Origin of the sequence: Streptomyces sp. DvalAA-43 (assembly GCF_900091725.1) — a bacterium.
Lineage (GTDB): Bacteria > Actinomycetota > Actinomycetes > Streptomycetales > Streptomycetaceae > Streptomyces > Streptomyces pulveraceus.
In genome coordinates this window covers 1-23919 of sequence record NZ_FMBW01000046.1, presented here as the reverse complement: position 1 = coordinate 23919, position 23919 = coordinate 1, and the positions used below count along the sequence as shown (strand labels likewise).

Here is a 23919-nt window from a genome sequence, read left to right as displayed (position 1 = left end):
GGGCGGACGTGGCGGACCTGCCGGAGTCGACCGTTCTCGCGTCGGAGTATTTCCACAGCTACTCAGTGGTCGGACTGCTCGCCGTGATCGGCGTGCTGTTCGTCGCCGTCGCCTTCGGGGCCGGCCGACTGCTGCGCCCCGTGGTCCCGACGCCGGAGAAGCTCCTGACGTACGAGTGCGGCGTGGACCCGGTGGGTGAAGGATGGGCACATACCCAGGTTCGTTATTACGTCTATGCCTTCCTGTACGTGATCTTCGCCGTCGACTCGATCTTCCTGTTCCCGTGGGCGACCGTGTTCGCCGCACCCGGATACGGGGCGACGACGTTGGTCGAAATGTTCATCTTCCTCGGTTTCCTGGCCGTAGGACTGCTCTACGCATGGAAGAAGGGCGTCCTCGAATGGACGTGACGAGCCCGCAGGCCGACGAGGGATCCGAACCGCAGCCCGTGCCGACCTTCCTGCCGGAGCCCAAGCGGCTCGGTGTGCTGTCGCGCCTGGCGCCCGAGCCGATGAAGGTGGTCCTGAACTGGGGCCGCCGCTACAGCCTCTGGGTCTTCAACTTCGGACTCGCCTGCTGCGCCATCGAATTCATCGCCGCCTCCATGGCCCGGCACGACTTCATCCGGCTCGGTGTGATCCCGTTCGCGCCGGGCCCGCGCCAGGCCGACCTCATGATCGTCTCCGGTACGGTGACCGACAAGATGGCCCCGGCCGTGAAGCGGTTGTACGAGCAGATGCCGGAGCCCAAGTACGTCATCTCCTTCGGCGCCTGCTCCAACTGCGGCGGCCCGTACTGGGACTCGTACTCCGTGACCAAGGGCGTCGACCAGATCATCCCGGTCGATGTCTACGTCCCCGGCTGCCCGCCCCGGCCGGAGGCGCTCCTCCAGGGCATCCTCAAGCTCCAGGAGAAGATCGCCCGGGAGTCGCTGGGGGAGCGGTACGCGACGGGCGGCGGCAGCCGTCCCTCCACCGCCGCCCTGCGCAGCGGCCTGGTCGCCGCCCCGCAGGCGTCGGCGTCCTCGGGTCCGGCCTCGGCTTCGGGTCCGGCTTCTGATCCGTCTTCGGGTCCGGCCTCGGCTTCTGATCCGGCTCCTCATCCGGCTTCGGATCCCGGGGAGGACCGCGCATGACCACCACACCTCCTGCCGGTGCCCCCGGCGCCAACCCCGCGGGCGAGGCCTACGACCGCCTGCCGGACGCCGCCGCCGAGCTCTTCGGCGAGGGCGCGACGGCGGAGTACGCGTACGACCTGCTGACCGTCGACGTACCGGCCGCCGCCTGGATCGCCGCCCTCGAAACGGCCCGCGACCTGCTGGGCTGCACGTATTTCGACTGGCTGAGCGCGGTCGACGAACCGGGCACCGGCTTCCGGGTCTGCGCCCATGTCGCGGCCCTGGGCGGGGGCGGGGTCCGTCGGCTCATGATCCGTACGACCGTTCCGCACGGGGCGGCTGTCCTGCCCACCGCCATCGATGTCTACGCGGGCGCCGCCTGGCACGAGCGCGAGACGCACGAGATGTTCGGCATCGGCTTCGACGGCCACCCGCACCTGGTCCCGCTGCTGCTGCCCGAGGGTTTCGAGGGCCACCCGCTGCGCAAGGACTTCGTGCTGGCCGCACGGGTCGCGAAGGCATGGCCCGGCGCGAAGGAGCCGGGCGAGTCGGAGCACGGCGGCCCGAAGCGGCGCACCATGCTGCCGCCCGGCGTCCCCGACCCGAACGAATGGGGCCCTCTGAAGGGTCAGCTCCCGCCCGCCCCGTCCCGCCCGGCCCGCACCCCGCGCGCCGCGGGCGACCGCCCGGCCCGCCGCACCCGCAGCGCGAGCGAGGGCTCGGCCGCCCAGCGGACGGCAACGGCGGCCCCGGCCCCGGAAGCGGGCGCGGGCGCGAGCCCCGACGCGGGTACGGGGACGACGCCCCGGGCCACGACCCCGCGCCGTACGCGGAGCGCCTCCCAGGGCTCGGCGAGCCAGCAGCCGGCGAGCCGACCGGAGAAGACCGTGGAGCCGGGTACGGGGACCGGGGCAGGCACAGGGACGGAGACCGGGGCGGCGGAGCCGAGCTCCGGAACCAGCGACGCCCCGTGGCACCACGCCCGCCCGGCTTTTGAAGCGGGCGCGGACGCGGACGCGGGCACGGACGTTGGCGCGGGTACAGACGCGAGCGCAGGCACGGGCACGGGTACGGGTACAGAAGCGGGTGCGGGCGCGGATGCCACTCCGGAGACCCCGCCGAAAACCCCAGAGACCTCCGAGTCCTCAGGGACCTCCGAGTCCTCAGGTGCCTCCGAGTCCTCAGGGACCCCTGAGTCCTCAGAGACCCCCAAGCCCTCAGGGACCCCCGAGTCCCCAGAAACCCCCAAGTCCTCAGAGACCCCCGACCACCCCGCCGGAGGCGATACCGAGTGAACGACGCACTGGACGTCGCCCTCCGCCTCGTCATCGTCTTCGCCGTGTTCATGGTCCTCCCACTCGTCGTCGGGCAGACCGAGCACAAGGTGATGGCCCATATGCAGGGCCGCCTCGGCCCCATGTACGCCGGCGGCTTCCACGGCTGGGCCCAGCTCGTCGCGGACGGCGTGAAGTTCGCGCAGAAGGAAGACATCGTCCCGGCCGAGGCCGACCGCCGTATCTTCCAGCTCGCCCCGGCCGTCGCGCTGCTCCCGTACCTCCTCGTCCTCGTCGCCGTCCCGATCGGCCCCGGCGAGGGCGCGGTCGGACAGGTCGTCGACGCGGGCATCTTCTTCGTGCTGGCCGTCATGGGCGTGGGAGTGCTCGGCTCGCTGATGGCCGGCTGGGCATCGGCGAACAAGTTCTCCCTGCTCGGCGGCCTGCGCACGGCCGCCCAGCTGCTCGCGTACGAGTTGCCGATGCTGCTCGCCGCCGCCTCCGTCGCGATGGCGGCCGGCACCGTCTCCCTCCCTGGCATCCTCGACGCCTTCGAGTGGTGGTGGCTGCCCTGGCAGATCGTCGGCGCACTGGTCTTCTTCGTGGCCGGACTCGCCGAGCTGCAACGCCCGCCGTTCGACATGCCGGTCGCCGACTCGGAGATCATCTTCGGCGCGTACACCGAGTACACCGGACTGCGCTTCGCACTGTTCCTGCTCGCCGAGTACGCGGGCATCGTCGTCCTGTGCGCACTGACCACCGTCCTCTTTCTCGGCGGCTGGCACGGCCCGTTCGGCGCCGACGGACTGGGCTGGGTCTGGACTCTCCTCAAGGTCGCGGTCCTCGCCTTCGTCGTCATCTGGCTGCGGGTGTCCTACCCCCGGCTCCGCGAGGACCAGCTGCAGAAGCTCGCCTGGACCACGCTCATCCCGCTCGCTCTCGCGCAGATCGCGCTGACCGGCATCGTGAAGGTGGCGATCAACTGATGCCTCCGATCCCCGGCTCCGGCCTGGCCAAGGGCCTGGCCGTCACCCTGCGGACGATGACGAAGAAGACGGTCACCGCGCAGTACCCGGATGTCCAGCCCGAGCTCCCGCCCCGCTCCCGCGGCGTCATCGCGCTGTTCGAGGAGAACTGCACGGTCTGCATGCTCTGCGCCCGCGAGTGCCCGGACTGGTGCATCTACATCGACTCCCACAAGGAGACGGTGCCCGCCGCCGCCCCGGGCGGCCGTGAGCGCAGCCGCAATGTCCTCGACCGCTTCGCGATCGACTTCTCGCTCTGCATGTACTGCGGTATCTGCATCGAGGTGTGCCCCTTCGACGCGCTCTTCTGGTCCCCGGAGTTCGAGTACGCGGAGACGGACATCCTCGAACTCACCCATGAGCGCGACAAGCTCCGCGCATGGATGTGGACGGTGCCGGAACCGCCCGCGCTCGATCCGGGCGCCGAGGAGCCGAAGGAGATCGCCGCCGCCCGCAAGACGGCGGAGAAACTCGAAGCCCAGCGCGCCCAGGAAGCCCAGCAGGCGCAGGAAGCCCAGCAGGCGCAGGAAGCCCAGCAGACACAGCAAGCCCAGCAGACCAAGAAGGAAGCAGAGGGGGAGGAGTGACACTCGCAGCCACCGCGGCGCACTCCGCACACTCCGCGTACTCCGTCCTCGCCGCCCAGCCGGCCAACCCGGCCCACTCCGGCTTCCTCTCCCCGACCGGGATCGAGATCGCCTTCGTCCTCGTCGGCATCGCCACCCTCGGCGCGGCCCTCGTCACCGTCACGACCAAGCAGCTGGTGCACGCCGCCCTCTGGCTGGTCGTGGCGCTGGGCGGTCTCGCCGTCGAGTACCTCCTGCTCACCGCGGAGTTCATCGCCTGGGTGCAGGTACTGATCTACGTCGGCTCCGTGGTCGTCCTCCTTCTCTTCGGGCTGATGCTCACCAAGGCCCCCATCGGCCGCTCCCCGGACGCCGACTCGGGCAACCGCTGGGCGGCCCTCGCCGTGGCTGCCGCCTCCGCCGGAGCCCTCGTCTGGGTCGTCGTGGACGCCTTCCGCACCACCTGGATCGGCCTGGACGGACCGGCCCAGGGCTCGACCGAGGTGACCGGCTCCTTCCTCTTCCGGCACTGGGTGCTGCCGTTCGAAGCACTCTCCGTCCTGCTGCTCGCCGCCCTCGTCGGCGCGATCGTCCTGTCCCGCAAGCGCGGTAAGGAGCAGAGCTGATGCACCTCGCCTATCCCGCCGTGCTCGCCGCCCTCCTCTTCTGCACCGGGCTGTACGGAGTGCTCGCCCGTCGCAACGCGATCCTGGTCCTGATGTCCGTCGAGCTGATGCTCAACGCCGTCAACCTCAACCTGGTCGCCTTCGACGTCTGGCTCCGCGACACCCTGCACTCCGGCCAGGCCCTCACCCTCTTCACCATCGCCATCGCGGCGGCGGAGATCGGCATCGGCCTGGCGATCGTCCTCGCCGTGTACCGCAACCGCGGCAGCTCGGACGTCGACCGCCTCCGCGACACCGCCGAGACCGACGCCGCCGAAGCCCTCCCGGACGACGAGTCCGGCACCGAAGACCAGGCCACTGCTGCGGCAGGGAAGGCAAAGAAGGCAGAGGCCACCGCGTGACCACCACGACCCTCGCCGTCCTCGTCCCCCTCCTCCCGTTCCTCAGCGCCGCGGCCGGCCTCCTCCTCGGACGCACCGCCCCCGGCTTCGTACGCCCCCTGGCCGTACTGCCCACGCTCGCCGCCGCCGTCCTCGCGGCCGTCGTCGCCGCACGCCAGGGCGGCGGCCGGGCCATCGACGCAGCGACCCAGCTCACCCCCACCGGTTCGGTCCCGATCGACCTCGCCCTGCACCTCGACGGCTTCGCGGTCCTCGTCGCCGTCCTGGTCGGGCTCGTCGCGACCTGCGTGCAGATCTACTCGACCGCCTATCTGCGCGACGACCCCCGCTACCCCTCGTACGCAGCCCTGGTCTCCCTCTTCACCTCCGCGATGCTGCTCGTCGTCTACTCGGGCGACCTGATGGTGCTCCTGGTCGGCTGGGAGATCATGGGCATCTGCTCGTACTTCCTCGTCGGCCACTACTGGGAGACGCCCGAAGCCCGCGCCGCCTCCCTCAAGGCCTTCCTGGTCACCAAGCTCGGCGACGTCCCCTTCCTGATCGGCCTGTTCGCGCTCGCCGCCGACACCGGCACCTTCCGCATCACCGGCATCCTGGGCGCCGTCGCCAACGGCGGCCTCGACCACCCCACCCTCATCGCCCTGCTGCTTCTCGCGGGCGTCGCCGGGAAGTCCGCACAGTTCCCCCTGCACACCTGGCTGCCCGACGCGATGGCCGGCCCCACCCCCGTCTCCGCGCTCATCCACGCCGCGACGATGGTCGCCGCCGGCATCTACTTCGTGGCCCGGCTCCTCCCCGTCTTCGCCCAGTCCGGCGCCGCCCTCGTCGTACTCGCCGTCATGGCGGCGATCACGATGATCGGCTCGGGGCTCGCCGCCCTCGCCCAGGACGACATCAAGCGCGTCCTCGCCTACTCGACGATCGGTCAGCTCGGCTACATGGCCGGTGCCCTGGCCGTCGGCGACCGCGGGGCCGCCGTCTTCCACCTCCTCTCCCATGGCGCGTTCAAGGCCGTCCTCTTCCTCGCGGCCGGCGTCGTCATCCACGCCGCCGGGACCAACTCACTGGCCGCCATGTCCCGGATGAGCGGCCTGACGAAGCGCATCCCGGACGCCTACTGGACGATGACCGTCGCCCTGTTCGCGCTCGCCGCCATCCCCCCGTTCGCCGGCTTCTTCTCCAAGGAAGCGATCCTCGTCGCCGCCGAACACACCGCGCTGGGGGACCGGCACGTCGCCCCGGCCGCCGCCGGCTGGACCGTGTTCGTCGCCGGGCTGCTCGCCGCCGTCCTCACCGCCGCGTACGCCACCCGCCTCTGGCTTCTCGCCTTCCGGGGCCGCGGCGCCGAAGCCCCCGACCACGGCAGGCAGCCCGTCGCGATGACCGCCGTCCTCTGGGTCCTCGCCGTCCCTACCATCGCCTTCGGCCTGACCGTCGGCGCGATCACCGACTGGTTCGACGGCCACAGCCTCACTCCCACCGTCACCACCGCCGTCCTCTCCACCGGCGTCGGCCTCGTCGGCGGCCTCGTCACCTACGGCGCCTGGCGCCACACCTCGGCGCTGGCCGCCCGCACCCGCGTCGGCACCGTCGTCGCCCACCCCGACGCCGAACCCGCACTCATCGAGGCCCAGGCCATGACGGCACACACCGCCGCCTACGGAGCCGACGGGGACGCCCCCGACCCGGCCGACCCGGGCCGCCTGCTGCTCGGCCCGCTCCACCACCACGCCGCCGCCGGCTTCCACCTCGACGCCCTGTACACGGCGCTGTTCGTCCGCCCCGTCCAGGGCGCGGCGAGCCTCGTCCGCTTCCTGGACCGCGAGGTCGTCGACACCTACGTACACGGCTCCGGCACCCTCGCACGGTGGCTCGGCACCGCCGTCCGCCGCGCCCAGACCGGCAATGTGCAGACCTACCTCAGCGCACTGCTCGCCGGTTCGCTGGTCCTGGCGATCGCCGCCGTCGTCTTCGCCAACGTCAACGCCGGGTCGTGAGCCGTGATCGATATCAGTGAATCCGTGATGCAGTTCCTTCTCGCGTTCATCGTCGTCATCCCGCTGATCGGCGCCGTGGCCGCCCTGCTCCCGGCCCCGCCGGGACTGAAGGGAACCGGCCCCGACCAGGCCGTGCTCCGCCACGGCGTCACCGTCACCGGCGCGGTCCTCGTCGCCGCGATCGTCCTCGCCGCGGGCTTCGACCACGACCACCCGTCGACGATGCAGGCCACCACCGACATCAGCTGGATCCCGGCGCTCGACGTCCGCATCCACCTCGGCATCGACGGCATCTCGCTCCCCCTTCTCGTACTGACCGCGCTGCTGACCTTCCTCTGCGCGCTCTACAGCTACTTCAAGCTGCCTGCGGGCCCCTCCCCGAAGGCCTTCGTCGCCCTCCTGCTCGTCCTGGAGTCCGGCACCCTCGCGACCTTCGCCGTCCTCGATCTGCTGCTGTTCTTCCTGGCGTTCGAGATGGTGCTCATCCCGATGTACTTCCTCATCGCCCGCTGGGGCGGTGCGCAGCGGCAGGCCGCCGCCTGGAAATTCATCCTCTACACACTGCTCGGCTCGGTCGTCATGCTGCTGGGCCTGCTCCTCATCGGACTGAAGAGCGGCACCTTCGACATGGTGGCACTCGCCACTGACAACGGCCGTGGGCTCACCTCGTCCGTGCAGGTCATCGCCGTTCTGGCGATCGGCATCGGGCTCGCCGTGAAGACCCCGATGTGGCCGCTGCACAGCTGGCTGCCGGACGCCCACACCGCCGCCCCGACCGTCGGCTCGGTCCTGCTCGCGGGCGTCCTGCTGAAGATGGGCACCTACGGATTCGTCCGCATCCTGCTCCCCATCACCCCCGACGGGATGCACACCTTCGCGCCCTACCTCGCCGCCTTCGCGGTCGTCGGCATCATCTACGGATCACTGGCCTGCCTGGCGCTGGTCCGCCCCGGCTCCAAGGGCGACCTCAAGCGCCTGATCGCGTACTCCTCCGTCGGACACATGGGCTTCGTGCTCCTCGGCATCGCGAGCATGACACCCACCGGAGTCAACGGCGCGCTCTTCGCCAACATCGCCCACGGCCTCATCACCGGCCTGCTGTTCTTCCTGGTCGGCGCGGTCAAGGACCGGTACGGCACCGCCGACCTCGACACCCTCTCCGGCGCCACCGGAGCCGCCCTCTACGGCCGGGCACCCCGCCTCGGCGGCCTCCTCGCCTTCGCCGCCGTCGCCTCCCTGGGCCTGCCGGGGCTCGCCGGATTCTGGGGCGAGATGCTCGCCCTGTTCGGCTCCTTCGACCCCGCCGACGGACTCAGCCGGCCCGCCTTCCTCACCTTCATGTCGATCGCCGCGTTCGGCACCCTGCTCACCGCCGCGTACATGCTCATGCTCGTGCGCCGGGTCTGCATGGGCGAGAAGCGCGAAGAGCCGCAGCTCGCCGACGTCCAGACGTACGAATTCGCCGCCTGGACCCCGCTCGTCGGGCTCACCGTCCTCGCCGGTCTGTGGCCCGCCGCCCTCCTCGGCCTCACCGACCCGGCCGTGCAGAAGCTCCTCGCAGGAGGCAAGTCGTGACCCCAGCCGTCGTCACCCCGGGCGTCGTCACCACCGCGGCCGAGAACACCACCAGCCTCGTCCAGTCCGTCGACTGGCTCGCGATCGCGCCCCCGGTCGTCGTCGCGGCCATGGCCCTGATCGTCCTGGTCACTGACCTCTTCCTGCCCGCACGGCGCAAGCCGCTCCTCGGCGCGCTGACCATCGCCGGACTCGTCGTCGCCCTGGCCCTCCTCGTCCCGCTGCGCGACGGCAACCGGTCCACCTTCTGCCTGAACGAGGCGGCCACCGGACCCGGATCCGCCACTGCCTGCAGCTACACCGCCGACCACTTCGCCCTGGTCATCCAGGCCCTCGTGCTCGGCGGCGCCCTGCTCACCGCCCTGCTCTCGCTCGCCGACACCCGCAAGCTCCCCGCCGGGGAGTTCTGGTTCCTGCTGCTGTCCTCCGCGTCCGGCGCCGCGCTGCTTCCCGCCGCCCGCGACCTCGCCACCCTCGTCGTCGCCCTCGAAGTCGCCTCGCTGCCCGCCTTCGCCCTCGTCGGCATCAAGCGCGGCGACCGGCGGTCCTCCGAGGCCGCCCTGAAGTTCTTCCTCTCCTCCGTCGTCGCGACCGCCGTCATGCTGCTCGGCGTCAGCTTCGTGTACGCGACCACCGGCACCCTGCACCTCACCGAGATCGCCGCCCGGCTCGACGACGTACCCGGTCAGCTCGACACCCTCGCCAAGGCGGGCGTCGTCCTCACCCTGGTCGGCTTCGCGTTCAAGACGGCCGCCGCGCCCTTCCACTTCTGGGTCCCGGACACCTACGTGGGCGCCCCGCTGCCGATCGCCGCCTACCTCTCGGTCGTCGGCAAGGCGGTCGGCTTCTCCGGCCTCATCCTCGTCACCGTGATCGCGTTCCCGGCGTACGCCGACGTCTGGGGCCCCGCTCTCGCCGTCCTCGCCGCGCTCACCATGACGATCGGCAACGTCGCCGCCCTGCGCCAGAACGCCGACCGGGCCCGCAGCGCCGTACGCCTGCTCGCCTGGTCGTCCGTCGGCCAGGCCGGCTACCTGCTGGTGCCGATCGCCGCCGCCGCGTACTCCAGCGACGAGCACATCGGCTCCACCGTCGCGTACGCGCTCATGTACGCCGTCGTGAACCTCGGCGCCTTCGCGGTCGCCGCCCTGGTCGCCCGTACCAGCCCCGGAAACCGGCTCACCGACTACCGGGGCCTGTACGCCACCCGCCCGCTCGCCGCCCTGGCGATGGCCTTCTTCCTGCTCTGCCTGGCCGGACTGCCGCCCGGCATCATCGGCCTCTTCGCCAAGGTCACGGTCTTCTCCGCGGCCGTCGACGCCGGACTCGGCTGGCTCGCCGTCGTCATGGCCGTCAACGTGGTGATCGCGCTCTACTACTACCTCCAGTGGACCGCGACGCTCTTCCGCGCCCCGGAGGGAACACCGTCGGAGGCGGTCCGCGAAGAGACCCCGGCAGACGGCGCCGCACCCGCCCCCACCAGGCACGGAGTTCCGGCCTCGCTCACCGCCGCGATCGCGCTCACCGCCGTGGCCGGTGTGGTGCTCTCAGGTGCTCCGCAGACGGTTCTCAGGTTCGCGGCGGTCAGTCTCTTCTGACATACCGAAGATCGGTTTGCCCGGGACGGCCGGTACAGGGCAAGGTCTTGCCCGCACACCCCCCACACCTACGCATTCCTGAGGAGCAAGAGCAGTGCTGAACGGGTTCAAGGACTTCATCCTGCGCGGAAACGTCATCTCCATGGCCATCGGCCTGGCCGTCGGAGCGGCGTTCACCGCAGTCGTCACCGGATTCAGCACGGCCTTCATCACCCCGCTGATCGGCCTCGCCACCGGTTCCGTCGGAGACTTCAGCTCGGCCGAGTTCTCGGTCGAGGGCGCCATCTTCCCTTACGGGAAGTTCCTCGCCGCCGCCATCGCCTTCCTGATCACCGCCGCCGTCCTCTACTTCTGCGTCGTCGTGCCCATGGCGAAGGTCCAGAACCGATTCGCCAAGGCGGAGAAGGTCGACATCAAGGCCGCCACGCGCGACTGCCCCCGCTGCTACACCGAGATCCCGGCCATCGCCAGCCGCTGCGCCCACTGCACCAGCGAGATCAAGCCGGACCCCGAGGCCCTCGCCGTGGCCGGTCTCCCCGCCCAGCGCTGAGCCGCCGGGCACCGGAACGGTACGCGCCCGGCCACTGACACCCGTACGGCCCAGAGCCTGTCCGGCCCCCACGCGGCCGGACAGGCCCTGCTCCGCGGCGGCGCGCACAAGGGAACTAGCTCCTCTCGCCTGGCGTTGACCGGTACGGGAGGCTCCACTGGGGGAGTGGAGACCACCAAGCAAAGGGTTCCCCTGCCGCACCACTTGGAGGGCGTACCGTGCACCGCCGGCACAACGGGCTGAGAACCGCCGTACTCCTCGGGGGCCTGTCCGCACTCATCATCGTCATCGGAAGCTTCTTCGGACGTACGGGCCTGATCGTCGCGCTCCTCGTGGCCGTCGGCACCAACGCCTACGCGTACTGGAACAGCGACAAGCTGGCGCTCAGGGCCATGCGGGCCCGCCCCGTCAGCGAATTCGAGGCGCCACAGCTCTACCGCATGGTCCGCGAGCTCTCCACCGCCGCCCGCCAGCCCATGCCCCGGCTCTACATCTCCCCGACCCAGGCCCCCAACGCCTTCGCCACCGGCCGCAATCCGCGCAACGCCGCGGTCTGCTGCACCGAGGGCATCCTCCAGATCCTGGACGAGAGGGAGCTGCGCGGCGTACTGGGACACGAGCTGAGCCATGTCTACAACCGCGACATCCTGATCTCGTCCGTCGCCGGAGCACTCGCCTCCGTCGTCATGTTCCTGGTCAACTTCGCCTGGCTGATCCCGGTGGGCCGGTCCAACGACGACGACGGACCGGGGATCTTCGGCATGCTGATGATCATGATCCTCGGCCCGATCGCGGCGTCCGTCATCCAGCTGGCCGTCAGCCGCTCCCGCGAGTACGAGGCGGACTCCTCCGGCGCCCAGCTGACCGGCGACCCGCTGGCCCTGGCCAGTGCCCTGCGCAAGCTCGACGCGGGCACCAAACAGCTGCCGCTGCCCCCGGAGCCGAGGATCGAGACCGCGAGCCACATGATGATCGCGAACCCGTTCCGCCCCGGCCAGGGCATGTCCAAGCTCTTCTCCACGCATCCGCCGATGGCGGAGCGCATCGCCCGGCTGGAGCAGATGGCGGGACCGCGCCCCTGAGACCCCTCGGGGAGGCACGGCACGGCACGACGCGAAGTGGCCCCGGACTACTCGTCCGGGGCCACTTCGCGTCGTTCAGCGGGCGCCGAAGGCCTCGTCGCTCGGGACCACCTCACGGCCCAGCGGCATCAGCGAGATGGGGATCATCTTCAGGTTCGCCCAGCCGAAGGGGATGCCGATGATCGACACGAACAGCGGGATGCTGGTGATCAGGTGCCCCAGCGCGAGCCACCATCCGGCGAAGACGAGCCAGATCACATTGCCGACACAGGACGGCGCACCCGCGTCGGGCCGCTCCACGGTCGTGCGCCCGAACGGCCAGAGCACGTAACCGGCGATCCTCAGGGACGCGATGCCGAACGGGATCGTCACGATCAGCACGAAGCAGACGAGCGCGGCGAGCAGGTAGCCGAGGGCCATCCAGAACCCGCAGAACACCACCCACAGGATGTTCAGGATCAGCTGTATGGGCTTCATGGTCACTCGCCTTCCGAGGGTGTTCCCCCGTCGTCGCCCCGCATGGTCAGTATCGGCCCCGGCCGCGGACAGGGACATCCGGAGCACGCCCGTGGAGTGACGGTCCGCGGCCCCGCCCGATTGTCAGTGCCGTCATTCACCATGAACGCATGAACGACACCCGGCGGTTGCTCGCGGCCCCCGGGAGGGCCGCGAGCAACCGTGCCACGGGCGGGAGCGTCCTGGATTCCAGGAACGAGTGACGGGTAGGTTCGCACGCATGAGCATTATCGGATGGATCATTCTCGGACTGGTGGCAGGAGTCATCGCCAAGGTCCTGCTGCCGGGCCGTGACCCGGGCGGCCTGGTCGGCACCACCCTCATAGGGATCGTCGGGGCGTTTCTCGGTGGCTGGATATCGTCGCGCTTCCTCGACCGCCCCATCTCCAACGACTTCTTCGACATGGCGACATGGATCGCCGCCATCGGTGGATCGCTGGTCCTGCTGATCCTCTACCGGGTGCTGTTCGGGAACTCCCGCGAACGCCGCTGACGCCCGTCCGCGCCGGAGCCGTCCAGCCCGGTCTCGCGCAGGGTCACATTGAGCCGGCCACGGCTCATCCCCGTCGCGGGATCGGCGGTCCCGGGGCACACCTTCGGCACACCGTGGAACGCGTGACGCGAGGGCCCGCCGAAGACGAACAGATCGCCCGAGGCCAACTCCACGTCCGTATAGGGCTTTCCGCGGTGCTCGGTGTTCCCGAAGCGGAAGACGCAGGTGTCGCCGATGCTGAGCGACACCACCGGGGCGGCGGACCGCTCCTCCTTGTCCCGGTGCATGCCCATCCGCGCCGCCCCGTCGTAGAAGTTGACGAGCGCGGTGTCCGGCGCGTACGTCCGTACCGGCCACTCGTCCCCGTACGCGGCGGTCAGCGCCTCGCGGCCCAACTCCGCCAGCCAGTCCGGGAACGCGGCCACCCGGGCACCGTTCACATCGTCGGCCGTGCGCGTGTACCGGTACGGCTGCCAGTGCCACCCCACACAGACCGTCCGCACCGACATCACCCCGCCGCCCGGCAGGACCGTGTGCCGCAGGGGCACGGGCCCGCGCGCCCACTCCCGGCAGGCCGCCACCAGCTCCCGCTGCCGCTCCGGCGGCAGCCACTCGGGCACATGCACGGCCCCCGGCGCGACGACGGCGCGAGGCCTGGGGAAGAGCCCGGACATCTCAGCGCACCGCCAGGGCGCCTTCCAGCCCCAGAAGCCGCTCCTTGCGCTCCAGGCCGCCCGCGTAACCCCGCAGCGCACCGTCCGCGCCGATCACCCGGTGGCACGGCCGCACGACCAGCAGCGGATTGCGCCCGATCGCCGTCCCCACGGCCCGCACCCCCGCCCCCGGGGTGCCGACGCGCTCCGCGATCTGCCCGTACGAAACGGTCTCCCCGTACGGGACGGTGTCCAGCGCGGCCCACACCCGGCGCTGGAAGCCGGTGCCCACGCCGTCCGCGTACACGATGTCGAAGCGGGTCCGCCGGCCCTCGAAGTACTCGCGCAGCTGGGCGGCGATCCCCGCGAAGGCCTCCGGCGCGTGGACCCATCCGTCCCGGACGAGCGCGGCACCCTTCTGGCCGGGCAGCGAGAGCGAGGCGAGCGCCATCCCGCCGGTGGTCTCCTCGCCGACCAGCAGCAGTTCACCCAGCGGGCTGTCGACCGTTGCGTACATGGTCATGACTCGTCCCTTTCCTGCACGTCATGCCGGGATTCGACTGGATCGTCGCCCGACATGGACAAGTCTGCGTTCCGCGCTCCGGCATGACCGGCGGTTTTCGGACATCGCACCCCGGGGGCGGAGCAGGGCATCCCGCTCCGCACCCCGGCGAAGGGCGGGACCTACCGGTAGTTCACGAACTGCACGGCGAAGTCGAAGTCCTGGCCCTTCAGCAGCGCCTGCACGGCCTGAAGGTCGTCCCGGCTCTTCGAGCTGACCCGCAGCTCGTCGCCCTGGACCTGCGCCTTGACGCCCTTCGGGCCCTCGTCGCGAATGATCTTCGCCACCTTCTTGGCGTTCTCCTGCGAGATGCCCTCCTCGATCGTGGCGAAGATCTTGTACTCCTTGCCGGACAGCTGCGGCTCGCCCGCGTCCAGCGACTTCAGCGAGATGCCGCGCTTGATCAGCTTGGACTGGAAGATGTCGAGGATCGCCTTGACCCGCTCCTCGCCGTTCGCCTGCATCAGGATCTTCTCGCCGGACCAGGAGATCGAGGCGTCGGTGCCCTTGAAGTCGTAACGCTGCGAGATCTCCTTGGCGGACTGGTTGAGGGCGTTGTCGACCTCCTGCCGCTCGACCTTCGAGACGATGTCGAAACTGGAGTCGGCCATGACGTGTGGCTCCTTGTATCGGGGAATCGGGGTTTCGGAAACGCGGTGCACAGGGGCGGCGGCGGGCCTGTAGGCCCCGCGACGCCGATCAAAGCCTAGCCACCCGCGCCCGATCGGGCCGCTGATCAATCCAGTGGCGAAGCACCCCCGGGCATCGGGTATCGTTTACGTCGTTGCCACGGAGCGCCGCCCCAAAGCGGTTCTCACGGCAGCAATCCCCGGCGGTGTGCCCGAGTGGCCAAAGGGAGCAGACTGTAAATCTGCCGGCTCAGCCTACCCAGGTTCGAACCCTGGCGCCGCCACTGGGAGTGAAAACCCTTCCGACCTGCTGTTATGGCAGGTCGGAAGGGTTTTTCTTGATTCCGTGACGGGGCGTGCCGAAGGGCCCGAAACGCCACCTTGTCTCACCTGATCCCGCCCGAATCCCAGGTCTGATCAGGGCGTGTCCCCCAGGCGTCCCCCGGGGGAACGGCTACTCCGGCTCGTTCCACTCCCGCATCGCCGCGTCGATCCGTCGGTTCGCCCGGTCCTGCGTACGGGCGAGCACCTTGGCGTAGACCCGGAAGAGAACCGCGATCGTGTGGCCAGCCCGCCGGGCGCACTCCATCGGGTCCACTCCTGAGCTGAGCCAGAAGGACACTCCGGCGTGACGCAAGTCATACGGCCGCCGGGCGAGCTGCGACGCCGATTCCTCCTCCGTGAGCACGTTGGTGCGGGCCTCCGCCCACACCTCGCCGTACCCGGTCTCCTGGAGCAGCCCGCCGCGGTTGGTCCGGAACAGCCGCCCGTCCGGGGCGGTGCCGTGCGCGGCGATGTGCTCGCGGAGCATTCGAACGAAGTGCGGAGGGATCGGCACGGGGCGCGAGTCCTTCACTGCGCGCGCCTTGAGGTGCCGGGCCTCGTGCGCCTGGCCGTCGTCGGTCCAGCCCTTCCCGACCCGTACGAAGCCTTGCCGGAGGGTCAGGGTGCCCCACCCGGTCTCCGGTAGATGGCACTGGGGGAGCCGCAGGGCTGTTGCCTCGGCCGGCCGCATGGCCGCGTAGTACAGGCAGCCGAAGAACGCTTCGAGGTGTTCACCGCGCGGCCCCTGCTCGCGTACACCCCTGAGCAGCGCACGCACCTGGCGGGGGTTGGCCACGCTGTCCGGGTCGACTTCCTCGGCGGTCTTGGGGGCCGCCCACTTCACGGTGGTGAGCGGGTTGACCGGAGTGGAGAAGTAGCCCTGCTCCACGGCGAGACCGAGCACGTCGCTCAGGCAGGCCCGCTTCCGCTTCGCGGTGCGAGGGGCGGCGGGCTTGCCGTCCAGCTTTAGGGCGAGCGCGTCCAGGGCGAGGCGTACGGTGGCGGACTGTTCGAGCGCGGAGATCGGATACGAGTTCTTGGCTACCCAGCGCAGGGCGTGCGCCACGTCCGTCGGGGGTTCATCGTCCCAGCGGTTCCGGTTGTATGCCCACCCGTACAGGGCCTTGCGGAGCGTCGCCGCGTCCGGGCGTCCGACCCTCGTCTTCACGAGCGCCGGCGTGATGGTCGCGAGGGCGTCCGCGTAGTTCTTCCGCGACTTCGCGGGCGCGGCGGCCCACTTCCGGTCGATGTAGGCGCGGGTGTGCTCGTACCAGGTGATGGACCCCTGCATGGCGCGGATCTCGGATGCGGGGAGTCCCATCTCCTCGTCGAACTGCTCGCCCCGCCGAACAGCGGACATCAGCTCGGACCGGCGGCCGTCGGCCTGAGCCTTGAGCTGGTAGCTCTTGGAATGCTTGCGCTGTCCGACCCGCCAGCGCACCCGGTAGGGCTTCGGGCGTTCGCGGCGGACTTCCAGGGAATACAGGCTTACGTCGTACGTGAGAGGCATGGTTCTCCATAAGGCGAGGACCCGCCGGAGTGGCGGGCCCTCGGTGGTTGGCGCGTTAGGTGGAGGTCAGGCGGCGGACTCTTCGCACCCCGCCCACCACGCGTCCAGGTCTGAGCGGCGAACGCGGATCTGGCCGTTCGGGAGCTTGATAAGACGGGGGCCCTGGGCGCGGGCGCGCATGCGGTAGAAGGCGGCGCGGCTCATGCCTAGTTCGGCGAGGACTTCGGGGAGCTTGAGCATCTGGGGGCGGGCCATGGTGCGACTCCTCTTCGAGAACGTTCCGTCGGACCCCTCTGTGGGGTCCGCTACATCCGCTTCACCGCTACATCGCAGGTCAGCGGCATGTTTTCTGTAGCGGGTCGTGCGGATGTAGCGGCTACGACCGCTGCTGGGCCGCCCGGCGGAAGTGCAGCCGGTAGCGGTGGCGCGGATGTTGTAGCCGCTACATCGGGGTGGGTCCGCTACGCGGGGATGGCCTCTGAGCTGGGCTGTAGCGGCTGAAGCGCTTGTAGCGGCTGTACGGCGGGGGGCGGGCAGTACCGCTGCCACGCGTCGTGGAGGTCTGCGGAGTAGTAGCCCTTGAGGACCCCGCCGGAGGTGCGGATGTTGCGGGAGGAGATGGGCTCGTTGTCCGCGGTGACGTAGTCATGGAGCATGCGGGACAGCCGCCGGGAATCGAGCGGCTTGCCCTGCAGATCGGCCCACGGGGCGTCGTCGAGGGCGTTCAGCCGGTCGACGATGGCGATGGTCGGGAGCCGGTCGATGCCGACCATAACGTGGTCGCGGAGGTCGGTGAGCAGGCGGATTCCGAGGCTTCCTTTGTCGTCGGCCTGGGATGCCTTCACCAGCTTCGCGCAGGCATCGCGGGCCCTCTTGGGCCAGTCGCCACCGGCTGCGTCCGCGATGGCGAGCAGGGGCTCCCACACGTCGGCGGGCCGGTCGGTGACGCCTTCGGGCATGTCGGGCCAGGCACCCATCACGACATCACGGGCCTGCTCTGCCCAGGCCGCGATTTGGTCTCGCAGTGCGTGGCCTTCCTTCTCGTGGATGCGGGCGCGGTAGGGCTCGACCTTCTCGTTCCGGGCCCTGCGGCGCATGCGGATGATGACGGAGCGGGTCAGGATCGTGTCGGGCAGCGAGCCGAGTCCGGCGACGGCCACCGCCGTGTAGGAGGGGAATGCCTGGACGGTCTGGTTGCCGCCGTCCCCGACGCATCGGTAGGTGACTCCGGTGCGTCGGTGACCGGCGTTCAGGAAACCACGCAGCTCCTCGTTGTCCCCGGCCTTGGGACCGAAAACGGTGTCGATCTCGTCGAAGAGGATTGTGGGCCGTCCCTCACTGGCCGACACCGCCCGGAAGAGCGCCGCAGCGGACGCGTTGACCGCGACCATCGGCTGAGGAACGAGGGTTTCCACGATCTCCAGCGCTCGGGACTTGCCGGAGCCGGGCTCGGGGGAGAGGAACGCCAACCGCGGGGTGGAGTCGAAGGCGTCCAGCAGGTGCGCGTGCGCGTCCCACAAGGCCACTGCCACGTAGGCGGCCTCGGTCGGGAAGACGTTGAACCTGCGGTGGAACGACTCGACTTCGGCCAGCAGCGCGGCACCGTCGATGGGCGGGGTGGGCGGTGTCGCGGTCATGAGGCGATCCTTTCCTCGGTGGTGCGCAGCGGGCAAATGTCGCGGTGGCGTGCGTGATCCTCGATCAGAGCGGGGACACGGCGGTGACCTGCGGCAAAGAGGTCGCGTCCGCACTCGCAGATGCTCGTCGCGGTGGGCGTGGCGCCGCGGGGCGTGGTGATGGTGAGCCAGGCGATCGGGTACCGCCCATCCCCGGTCTGCCGGTCAGGGCGAACAGCAGTAGGGACGCCTTCGGCGACGCCCTTCGCCGCACCACCGCCGCAACTGGCCGGGGCCGGTTCGGCGATGCCAGGGCTGGCAGGGGTGAAGGAGCGGCATTTCAGAGGGAGGGGCGGCAGGGGGCTCACACGGTCTCCCTCGGCCGGCAGTTGGCCAGGGACCAGGTCATGACGCTGCGCAGAGTCGAGCGGCACTGGGACGCCGGGAGTCCGGCCGCTTCCCCCGCCCTCTGAAATGCCTCTTCGACCTCGTACCGGGTGAGGTCGCCCCATCCGACGAAGCGGGCCACTTTCCGGGCGCTCTCGAAGAGCTGGGCCTCGCGGCCCCCCTCCGAAGTGCCTGCCACGAGGGCGGTTTCCCGCTCCAGTGCGGTCTCGGCGGCCCGGTTGCCCCGCTTCGGCACTGACAGACGCAGGGGCTCAGCGGGGCACTCTGCGGGTTTGAGCGCGTCCAGCAGCCAAGAGGGCAGGGCGGCGACGGGTGCGGGGTCGATGACTTCGTAGCCGTGGCCGTTGACGGTGCTGCCGGGGGCGACGACGTATCCGCCCCAGGCGCGTGTGTCGATCTTCGATGCGAGCTTGCCTTTGCTGCTCGGCAGTCGGATCCGGTCCGGGGCGGTGAAGTACAGGTGGTGTCCGCCGCTTGCGGTCCGCACCCGGTAGGTGGTGGGGACGGCCTGCCCGGCGCGCTCGCAGAGCGCCTCCAAGGAAGTGGCGCCGTCAGGCGTTCCTTTCGGGTCTGTGGGCTTGGGCATGTCCAGGTCGACGACGACCAGCCCCGATGGGCCTGTCGCCAAACCGACGTTGAACAGGCCGGTGGACCACGCGGCCCGGATGCGGGCGGGGTTGATGGTGGCCCGGTCCTCCCACTTCGCGTGACCGTTCGCGCAGGCTCCGGTGCCGGGGCAGGTGGTCTCGCCGTGGAGGGCGGGGCGCTTGGTGCCGGGGCGGAGCGGGAAGACGCGCCATCCGTAGGCGGCGGCGCCGAGCGCTGCGTTCAGCAGCGCCCTCTTGCGGTCATGCGGCATGCTGGAGGCCTCCACTGTTGAGTTGGGTGGACGAGGGCGACCCTGTGTCTTGGTGGATTGGGGGTCGCCCTCGGTTGTGCGTGGGTCAGGCGTCGTAGCAGCCGACGCACATGTCGACGACGCCACCGTCCTCGGGCCCCATGTCGACGGTCACGAGGGTGTTCTCGTCGTCGCAGGTGCACGGGGCAGGGGTGTCGGCCTGGCGCGGGTGACCGTCGGCTTCGTCGAGCTCGATGGCGTTCATGTCGGGGCGGTAGGTCATAGGGGTTCCTTCCGGTCAGGGGATGAGCCAGGTGGCGGGTCGTGCTGCGGGGTGGTCGGCGGTGGTGGGGATGACCCAGGTGCCGTCGGGGCGTGGGTCGTACCGGACCCAGCCCGTCGACAGGCCCGCGCCGAGATTGATGACGTCGGCGAGGCGTTCGCCGCATTCGGTGCGGTGGAAGGCACCCAGGGCGGCGATGGCGTGGCGGCGGTCGTGGGTGAGGGCCGCGTCGCCGTCCTCGAAAGTGAGGACGTGGATGCCGTAGAAGGTGCCGGTGATGTCCTCGCCACGGGCCTTGTCGCAGCGGCGGCAGACGCTGGACCGGCCGCAGTTCACGGCTCGGCATGCGCAGTCCCACGAGGGGGTCTGGCAGGTGTGGCACGTGTCGTAGCTGGGCGGGTTGGAGTCTCCGCAGTGGCACGGCCACGCCGTGCCGAGGGCGATCGACTGCTTGAGGTCGCGCTCGTAGCTCACGTGGGCTCCTGGTTGGTGGTTTTGGCCCACATGCCGAGGGTGGTGGTGTGGGTGGTGTGGTGGTCCTGGGTGACGGGGCCGGTGTAGTGGTGGTGGTGCTCGGTGTGCGCGTCGGCTTTGGCGCGGCCGAGGGAGCGCAGGAGGGATCCGGCGGCGAGGACCAGGGCGACGGGTCCGGCCGCGCCCGTGGCGAGGGTGACCGGGTCGACCTGGCCGAGGGTGTAGAGCACGAGGCTGGTGGCGCCGCCGACGGAGAGCGCGGCAACGCTGCCGGAGAGCATCAGGGCGCTGGCGTCCGTGGCGCGTTGGGACATGGGCGGCCGGCCGGGCTGGGCGACCGGGGGTGTCGGCCCGTACGCGGGGAGCGGGGTGGTGTCGCGGTGGGCGGTGGGGGCGTAGGCGTCGGTGATGATCCGTGCTGCTTCGGCGGCTGCTTCGGAGTCGGTCATCGGGGGGCGAGGGGAGGGGATCTGGCGGGGCCGGGGAGTGTCCATGGGGTGCCTTCGCGGGGGTGTGCGGGCCGCCCCCCGCGGGGTGGGGGCGGCCCTGTGCGGAAGGGTGTGCAGCCGCTGTGCAGGCGGGCGTGCAGGCCAATTCACACGCCGTGTGACGTGGGAATTCGCGCTGTGCGGCTGTGCGGGGGTGTGCGGCTGTGCGGCGCCGTCAGTCGTCGAGCAAATCGCCCATGAACTCGGCGTATTCCGCCTGGTCCATCTCCTCGTAGTCGTCGATCATCTGCTTGAGGTCGAGCTCTTCCCACTCGTGGTCGATCGCGTCCATGAGGTGTCCTTCCGGGTGTGGTCAGGGTGGTGGGGCGGGGCCGGTCAGACCCCGGCGAGGGCCGGGATGAGGCGGTAGACGCCCGCCTCGCCGGTCGCCGCGAGGCGGCCCTCCTCGGACAGCCGCTTCATCTCCTTGGACACCCAGGAGCGGTCGCGGCCGATCTGCTCCAGGTACGGGTTGAGCTGGTGGACGGCGACGGTGCCGGGGCCGACCGAGGCGAGCATCCGCACCATCTCGTCCAGGAGCTCGCGGGCCTCCTCCGTCGACGGCTTCTTCCCGGCCGGGATCTGCACGTTGGCCTCGGCCGGGGGGAGCTCGGCCGACACGTCCAGGTCGGCGTCCTCGTTGTCGACGAGGGTGGGCTTGGCGGCCTCCTGCTGGGCCGGGGCTGCCGGGGCGCCGGCCGCGCGGGCGGCGCGGGCGGTGAACAGCTGGCCCGCGACCTTCTCGGCGGCGGCCGCCGTGACCAAGTCCAGCTCGGGGCGCACGGCCGCGAACTGCTCGACCACGTACCGGGCCATCCGCTCGTAGGTGCCCTCGGCCGGGGGACCGGTCCAGAACGTCCGGGCGGGGTTGGCGTACAGGTCTTCGTCGACCCCGGCGGAGACCAGGTACACGTACCCCTTGCGCTTGTTGCCCCACGCGGCCGGGTTGGCGCCCGCGTCCAGGACCTCCTCAGGGAGGGCAAACGCGGCGTCGTCGCCCTTGACCCCAAAGCACATGGCGGCCGGGAGGGACGCGCGGGTGTCAGTGGAGAGCTGGTAGCCGGAGGCCCGCTGCATCGAGACGACCAACGAGACACCGGCGGACCGGGCTTCCTGGGCGATGCCAGTGAACACGTCGTCGCCCAGCTCACGCAGGAGCTTGGCCGCTTCCTCGAACCAGGCGAGCAGGTACTGGAGTCCGGGGCACCCGCAGGCACCGGACGACGCGCAGGAGTGCGCGGAGTTGGTCTGCTCCCGCGCAGCCGCGGGCTCCCAGGCCCGGTAGCCGTGGTCGCGCAGCCACGCGGTGCGGGCGGGAATGACGGCCTGGACGGCGGCCACCATCGCTCCGGCCGACGCAGTGTCCAGGGCGGCCCAGTCGATCGCGGGCAGCAGCGGCTGGAAGTCCTGCCCCGCCTTGGCCGCGTCGGCGAGCCACACCGCCACGTCGGAGCGGGTCAGGACCTCCAGCAGGATGTCGAGCGCGCCCTCGGTCTTCCCGGAGCCGGTCATCCCCATGACCAACAGGTGGATCGCGTCCAGCAGCGGCAGCACCAGGTCGGACCCGTCGTCGTAGACGCCCAGCCGCAGCGGCACGGCGATGGACTCGGCGGGAGCGAACGGGCCGGGCCAGATGGTCGGCTGCTTCAACATGTCCTCGGGAACAACCACGAACGTGCCCTTCCGCGCGCTGTCGGGGTCGTGCTGGACACGGATCGCGGTGGTCGGCACGTCGAGCGCCGACGCGATGCGCGGGATGGCCTTCGCCACGTCGTCGTTGGTCAGCTCACCGGCAGGCAGCTCGTACGGCACGGTGACCCGGTTCGGCTCGACCTTGACGTCCTTGAGCTTCGTGCGGGCCAGACCGACCTTCTCCAGGAGGCCCTTGTCCGCGTCGGACCCGGAGTTCTCCGTGTTCGACGAGCGCATGACGTGGCGGACGTTCCAGGTCAGGGCGAGGGTCGCACCGCCCATCAGGAACAGGTCGGGGAGCGGGCCCGCGAACGGCCCGGACAGGGTGGCGGAGGTGAGCCACCCCGACCCGGCCGCCACGGTGATGGCGGAGTGAAGGCGGCGCTGCTGCCCCGCGGACTGACCCGCCCACCAGGTCGCGGCCGTCAGCCCGACCGAGGCGAGCGTCAGACCAACCCCCGGCCAGGGCGAGTTGCCCCACAGCTCGTGGGCGCCGACGCCCGCGACGCCGACGGCCCCGGTGACGATCCACGGCGGGGTGTACGGCTTCGCCCGGTGCCACAGCCAGGCACCCATCCCGGAGGTGCCCGACCCGGAGTTGAGGCGGTCTTCCTGCTGCTTCTCAACGTCCTTGCTGCTCATGACGCGACCGCCTCTCAGAACTTGAACGGGTTGGTGGAGGCGGGGCGCTGCGGACGCGGACGCATCAGGTCGGCGTACTCGCGGGTGAACGCGCCGTACGCACCCATGGCCGACCGGGCGGCGGCGATCGAACCGTCCGACGCCTTCTTGAACTTGCGGCCGACCTTCCCCGCCCGCATCCGGGCCTGGACCGGGTTGTCGCCCGGCAGCGTCTGCGCCTGGGCCAGGCGGGCCTCCAAAATCTTGCCCGCCATCGCCAGCTCGATCGCGACCTGAGCCATCAGAGCCCGGACCTGGTTGCAGTAGTTCCGTACGTCCTCAGCACTGTTGAAGTCGGGGTCACCGAGAACGAAGTGCGAACCGCCGCCTCCCCTGTTCCCGTTCGAACCCCCGGCGCCCTGCGCCTGCGGCTGGTTGGTCTGCACGTTGACGTTCAACCCGAACGACGGGGCGAACCCGGTGAACGCCGTGTTCTTCGTTGAGTTGGTCTTGGCCTGCGAGCCATTCGCTCCGGCCTGCGGGGGAATGTTGGTCTGGGCAGATGCCATGGTGAGTGCTCCTTCTCAGGCGGAGAGGCAGAGGGCCGCGACGACGAGCGCGGCGATGTGGGCGGTCTGGTCGACGTGCGCGGCACCGCCGCTGGCGGCCCACTTGGTCTGGCGGGCCAGGCGCATCCAGGCGGCGACGGGCCAACGCCGGTCGATCACCGCGTGCGTGACGCCGATCCACAGGAGCGCGGCCAGGGCGGGCAGGGCCGGAAGCGACCAGCCCAGCACCGCCGCACCGAGGACGAGCAGGGTCGCGCAGATCACGACGTGTGTGGCGGCGTGTGCGAAGTTCGCCCGCCATCCGGCCACGCCCGGCAGAGCCTTGTGCTCGGCCTGGTGGTCGGTCTGCAGCAGGTAGTCGGCGATCAGATGGCCGACGTAGAGCAGGAACGCGAGATCAGCGAACACGGGACGCCTCCTCGGCGGCGTGGA

27 protein-coding genes and 1 tRNA gene are annotated in these 23919 nt (G+C 70.5%); 14 read left to right on the top strand and 14 right to left on the bottom strand.

Annotated elements, in window-relative coordinates; translation table 11 throughout:
- Positions 1–8: 8 nt before the first annotated feature.
- The 12 genes from GA0115234_RS20060 (at position 9) to htpX (ending at position 11811) form a co-directional block, all read left to right on the top strand.
- Entirely contained in the window at positions 9–410 is a 402-nt protein-coding gene (locus tag GA0115234_RS20060) for an NADH-quinone oxidoreductase subunit A (protein ID WP_093543591.1), read from the top strand.
- Positions 401–1135 carry an NADH-quinone oxidoreductase subunit B gene (locus tag GA0115234_RS20055; RefSeq protein ID WP_093543589.1) on the top strand — a complete coding sequence of 245 codons (735 nt, stop codon included), beginning with the start codon at positions 401–403 and terminating at the stop codon, positions 1133–1135. The genes GA0115234_RS20060 and GA0115234_RS20055 overlap by 10 nt, the downstream gene beginning before the upstream one ends.
- Entirely contained in the window at positions 1132–2412 is a 1281-nt protein-coding gene (locus tag GA0115234_RS20050) for an NADH-quinone oxidoreductase subunit C (RefSeq protein ID WP_093543588.1), read from the top strand. Before GA0115234_RS20055 ends, GA0115234_RS20050 begins: the two co-directional genes overlap by 4 nt.
- On the top strand, positions 2409–3377 hold the full coding sequence (locus GA0115234_RS20045; RefSeq protein ID WP_093543586.1) for a complex I subunit 1/NuoH family protein: 969 nt from the start codon (positions 2409–2411) through the stop codon (positions 3375–3377). The genes GA0115234_RS20050 and GA0115234_RS20045 overlap by 4 nt, the downstream gene beginning before the upstream one ends.
- Positions 3377–4003, top strand: coding sequence for a NuoI/complex I 23 kDa subunit family protein (locus GA0115234_RS20040; RefSeq protein ID WP_093543585.1), 627 nt, complete (start codon positions 3377–3379; stop codon positions 4001–4003). The genes GA0115234_RS20045 and GA0115234_RS20040 overlap by 1 nt, the downstream gene beginning before the upstream one ends.
- Entirely contained in the window at positions 4000–4608 is a 609-nt protein-coding gene (locus tag GA0115234_RS20035; RefSeq protein WP_370804535.1) for an NADH-quinone oxidoreductase subunit J family protein, read from the top strand. The genes GA0115234_RS20040 and GA0115234_RS20035 overlap by 4 nt, the downstream gene beginning before the upstream one ends.
- Positions 4608–5009: an NADH-quinone oxidoreductase subunit NuoK gene (nuoK, locus tag GA0115234_RS20030; protein ID WP_093543583.1), complete on the top strand. Its 402-nt coding sequence runs from the start codon at positions 4608–4610 to the stop codon at positions 5007–5009. The genes GA0115234_RS20035 and nuoK overlap by 1 nt, the downstream gene beginning before the upstream one ends.
- Positions 5006–7006 (top strand): NADH-quinone oxidoreductase subunit 5 family protein, encoded by a 2001-nt coding sequence (locus GA0115234_RS20025; RefSeq protein WP_093543582.1) that lies wholly within the window; start codon positions 5006–5008, stop codon positions 7004–7006. Before nuoK ends, GA0115234_RS20025 begins: the two co-directional genes overlap by 4 nt.
- A gap of 27 nt (positions 7007–7033) precedes the next feature.
- A complete protein-coding gene (locus tag GA0115234_RS20020) occupies positions 7034–8581 on the top strand; it encodes a complex I subunit 4 family protein (RefSeq protein WP_093543580.1) in 1548 nt (515 codons plus the stop codon).
- Positions 8578–10179: an NADH-quinone oxidoreductase subunit N gene (locus GA0115234_RS20015; protein ID WP_093543578.1), complete on the top strand. Its 1602-nt coding sequence runs from the start codon at positions 8578–8580 to the stop codon at positions 10177–10179. Before GA0115234_RS20020 ends, GA0115234_RS20015 begins: the two co-directional genes overlap by 4 nt.
- 94 nt (positions 10180–10273) lie before the next feature.
- A complete protein-coding gene (mscL, locus tag GA0115234_RS20010; RefSeq protein WP_093543577.1) occupies positions 10274–10729 on the top strand; it encodes a large conductance mechanosensitive channel protein MscL in 456 nt (151 codons plus the stop codon).
- A gap of 218 nt (positions 10730–10947) precedes the next feature.
- Positions 10948–11811 carry a zinc metalloprotease HtpX gene (htpX, locus tag GA0115234_RS20005; RefSeq protein ID WP_093543575.1) on the top strand — a complete coding sequence of 288 codons (864 nt, stop codon included), beginning with the start codon at positions 10948–10950 and terminating at the stop codon, positions 11809–11811.
- Between the two features lie 75 nt (positions 11812–11886).
- Here the strand turns inward: htpX and GA0115234_RS20000 are convergent, their stop codons facing one another.
- On the bottom strand, positions 11887–12288 hold the full coding sequence (locus GA0115234_RS20000) for a YccF domain-containing protein (RefSeq protein WP_093543704.1): 402 nt from the start codon (positions 12286–12288) through the stop codon (positions 11887–11889).
- A 259-nt stretch (positions 12289–12547) separates the two neighbouring features.
- Here GA0115234_RS20000 and GA0115234_RS19995 point away from each other — a divergent pair, with 259 nt between their 5' ends.
- Positions 12548–12820, top strand: a complete 273-nt coding sequence (locus GA0115234_RS19995; RefSeq protein ID WP_093543573.1) for a GlsB/YeaQ/YmgE family stress response membrane protein — start codon at positions 12548–12550, stop codon at positions 12818–12820.
- Here the strand turns inward: GA0115234_RS19995 and GA0115234_RS19990 are convergent.
- The 3 genes from GA0115234_RS19990 to GA0115234_RS19980 form a co-directional block, all read right to left on the bottom strand.
- Positions 12781–13494, bottom strand: coding sequence for an alpha-ketoglutarate-dependent dioxygenase AlkB family protein (locus GA0115234_RS19990; protein ID WP_093543571.1), 714 nt, complete (start codon positions 13492–13494; stop codon positions 12781–12783). The genes GA0115234_RS19995 and GA0115234_RS19990 overlap by 40 nt on opposite strands.
- 1 nt (position 13495) lies before the next feature.
- Complete coding sequence (locus GA0115234_RS19985) at positions 13496–13996, bottom strand: methylated-DNA--[protein]-cysteine S-methyltransferase (RefSeq protein ID WP_093543570.1); 501 nt, start codon at positions 13994–13996, stop codon at positions 13496–13498.
- Between the two features lie 161 nt (positions 13997–14157).
- The gene (locus tag GA0115234_RS19980) at positions 14158–14646 is read right to left on the bottom strand and encodes a YajQ family cyclic di-GMP-binding protein (protein ID WP_093543568.1); all 489 of its coding nucleotides are present in this window, start codon (positions 14644–14646) and stop codon (positions 14158–14160) included.
- 220 nt (positions 14647–14866) lie between these two features.
- Between GA0115234_RS19980 and GA0115234_RS19975 the strand changes: the two genes are divergently transcribed.
- Positions 14867–14948, top strand: a tRNA-Tyr gene (locus tag GA0115234_RS19975).
- A gap of 170 nt (positions 14949–15118) precedes the next feature.
- On the opposite strand, the gene GA0115234_RS19970 is transcribed toward GA0115234_RS19975, so the two are convergent.
- From GA0115234_RS19970 to GA0115234_RS19925, 10 genes are all read right to left on the bottom strand, one after another.
- On the bottom strand, positions 15119–16498 hold the full coding sequence (locus tag GA0115234_RS19970; protein ID WP_093543566.1) for a tyrosine-type recombinase/integrase: 1380 nt from the start codon (positions 16496–16498) through the stop codon (positions 15119–15121).
- 66 nt (positions 16499–16564) lie between these two features.
- Positions 16565–16753 (bottom strand): helix-turn-helix transcriptional regulator, encoded by a 189-nt coding sequence (locus GA0115234_RS19965; RefSeq protein ID WP_093543564.1) that lies wholly within the window; start codon positions 16751–16753, stop codon positions 16565–16567.
- 206 nt (positions 16754–16959) lie between these two features.
- Complete coding sequence (locus GA0115234_RS19960) at positions 16960–18135, bottom strand: DUF3631 domain-containing protein (protein WP_093543563.1); 1176 nt, start codon at positions 18133–18135, stop codon at positions 16960–16962.
- A gap of 343 nt (positions 18136–18478) precedes the next feature.
- Positions 18479–19381, bottom strand: coding sequence for a bifunctional DNA primase/polymerase (locus tag GA0115234_RS19950; protein ID WP_093543561.1), 903 nt, complete (start codon positions 19379–19381; stop codon positions 18479–18481).
- Between the two features lie 85 nt (positions 19382–19466).
- Positions 19467–19643, bottom strand: coding sequence for a hypothetical protein (locus GA0115234_RS42365; protein WP_161275617.1), 177 nt, complete (start codon positions 19641–19643; stop codon positions 19467–19469).
- A 15-nt stretch (positions 19644–19658) separates the two neighbouring features.
- Complete coding sequence (locus tag GA0115234_RS19945) at positions 19659–20117, bottom strand: hypothetical protein (protein WP_093543559.1); 459 nt, start codon at positions 20115–20117, stop codon at positions 19659–19661.
- Complete coding sequence (locus GA0115234_RS19940) at positions 20114–20566, bottom strand: hypothetical protein (protein WP_237541567.1); 453 nt, start codon at positions 20564–20566, stop codon at positions 20114–20116. The genes GA0115234_RS19945 and GA0115234_RS19940 overlap by 4 nt, the downstream gene beginning before the upstream one ends.
- Positions 20567–20941: 375 nt before the next feature.
- Positions 20942–22939, bottom strand: coding sequence for a plasmid transfer protein TraB (traB, locus tag GA0115234_RS19935; protein WP_093543556.1), 1998 nt, complete (start codon positions 22937–22939; stop codon positions 20942–20944).
- A gap of 14 nt (positions 22940–22953) precedes the next feature.
- Positions 22954–23487: a plasmid transfer protein TraA gene (gene traA / locus GA0115234_RS19930; RefSeq protein ID WP_093543554.1), complete on the bottom strand. Its 534-nt coding sequence runs from the start codon at positions 23485–23487 to the stop codon at positions 22954–22956.
- A gap of 15 nt (positions 23488–23502) precedes the next feature.
- A complete protein-coding gene (locus GA0115234_RS19925; RefSeq protein ID WP_093543552.1) occupies positions 23503–23895 on the bottom strand; it encodes a DUF3307 domain-containing protein in 393 nt (130 codons plus the stop codon).
- Between the last annotated feature and the right edge of the window lie 24 nt (positions 23896–23919).

What these genes read in the sequence shown, in the direction of transcription:
- GA0115234_RS20055 (WP_093543589.1), top strand. Translation starts at nt 401, where the DNA reads ATGGACGTGACGAGCCCGCAGGCCGACGAGGGATCCGAACCGCAGCCC.
- GA0115234_RS19940 (WP_237541567.1), bottom strand. Translation starts at nt 20,566, where the DNA reads ATGACCGACTCCGAAGCAGCCGCCGAAGCAGCACGGATCATCACCGAC.
- GA0115234_RS19950 (WP_093543561.1), bottom strand. Translation starts at nt 19,381, where the DNA reads ATGCCGCATGACCGCAAGAGGGCGCTGCTGAACGCAGCGCTCGGCGCC.
- GA0115234_RS20020 (WP_093543580.1), top strand. Translation starts at nt 7,034, where the DNA reads ATGCAGTTCCTTCTCGCGTTCATCGTCGTCATCCCGCTGATCGGCGCC.
- GA0115234_RS20040 (WP_093543585.1), top strand. Translation starts at nt 3,377, where the DNA reads ATGCCTCCGATCCCCGGCTCCGGCCTGGCCAAGGGCCTGGCCGTCACC.
- GA0115234_RS19985 (WP_093543570.1), bottom strand. Translation starts at nt 13,996, where the DNA reads ATGACCATGTACGCAACGGTCGACAGCCCGCTGGGTGAACTGCTGCTG.
- GA0115234_RS19995 (WP_093543573.1), top strand. Translation starts at nt 12,548, where the DNA reads ATGAGCATTATCGGATGGATCATTCTCGGACTGGTGGCAGGAGTCATC.
- GA0115234_RS20050 (WP_093543588.1), top strand. Translation starts at nt 1,132, where the DNA reads ATGACCACCACACCTCCTGCCGGTGCCCCCGGCGCCAACCCCGCGGGC.
- GA0115234_RS19960 (WP_093543563.1), bottom strand. Translation starts at nt 18,135, where the DNA reads ATGACCGCGACACCGCCCACCCCGCCCATCGACGGTGCCGCGCTGCTG.
- GA0115234_RS20000 (WP_093543704.1), bottom strand. Translation starts at nt 12,288, where the DNA reads ATGAAGCCCATACAGCTGATCCTGAACATCCTGTGGGTGGTGTTCTGC.
- GA0115234_RS19970 (WP_093543566.1), bottom strand. Translation starts at nt 16,498, where the DNA reads ATGCCTCTCACGTACGACGTAAGCCTGTATTCCCTGGAAGTCCGCCGC.
- GA0115234_RS19965 (WP_093543564.1), bottom strand. Translation starts at nt 16,753, where the DNA reads ATGGCCCGCCCCCAGATGCTCAAGCTCCCCGAAGTCCTCGCCGAACTA.
- GA0115234_RS19990 (WP_093543571.1), bottom strand. Translation starts at nt 13,494, where the DNA reads ATGTCCGGGCTCTTCCCCAGGCCTCGCGCCGTCGTCGCGCCGGGGGCC.
- GA0115234_RS42365 (WP_161275617.1), bottom strand. Translation starts at nt 19,643, where the DNA reads ATGACCTACCGCCCCGACATGAACGCCATCGAGCTCGACGAAGCCGAC.
- traB (WP_093543556.1), bottom strand. Translation starts at nt 22,939, where the DNA reads ATGAGCAGCAAGGACGTTGAGAAGCAGCAGGAAGACCGCCTCAACTCC.
- traA (WP_093543554.1), bottom strand. Translation starts at nt 23,487, where the DNA reads ATGGCATCTGCCCAGACCAACATTCCCCCGCAGGCCGGAGCGAATGGC.
- nuoK (WP_093543583.1), top strand. Translation starts at nt 4,608, where the DNA reads ATGCACCTCGCCTATCCCGCCGTGCTCGCCGCCCTCCTCTTCTGCACC.
- GA0115234_RS19980 (WP_093543568.1), bottom strand. Translation starts at nt 14,646, where the DNA reads ATGGCCGACTCCAGTTTCGACATCGTCTCGAAGGTCGAGCGGCAGGAG.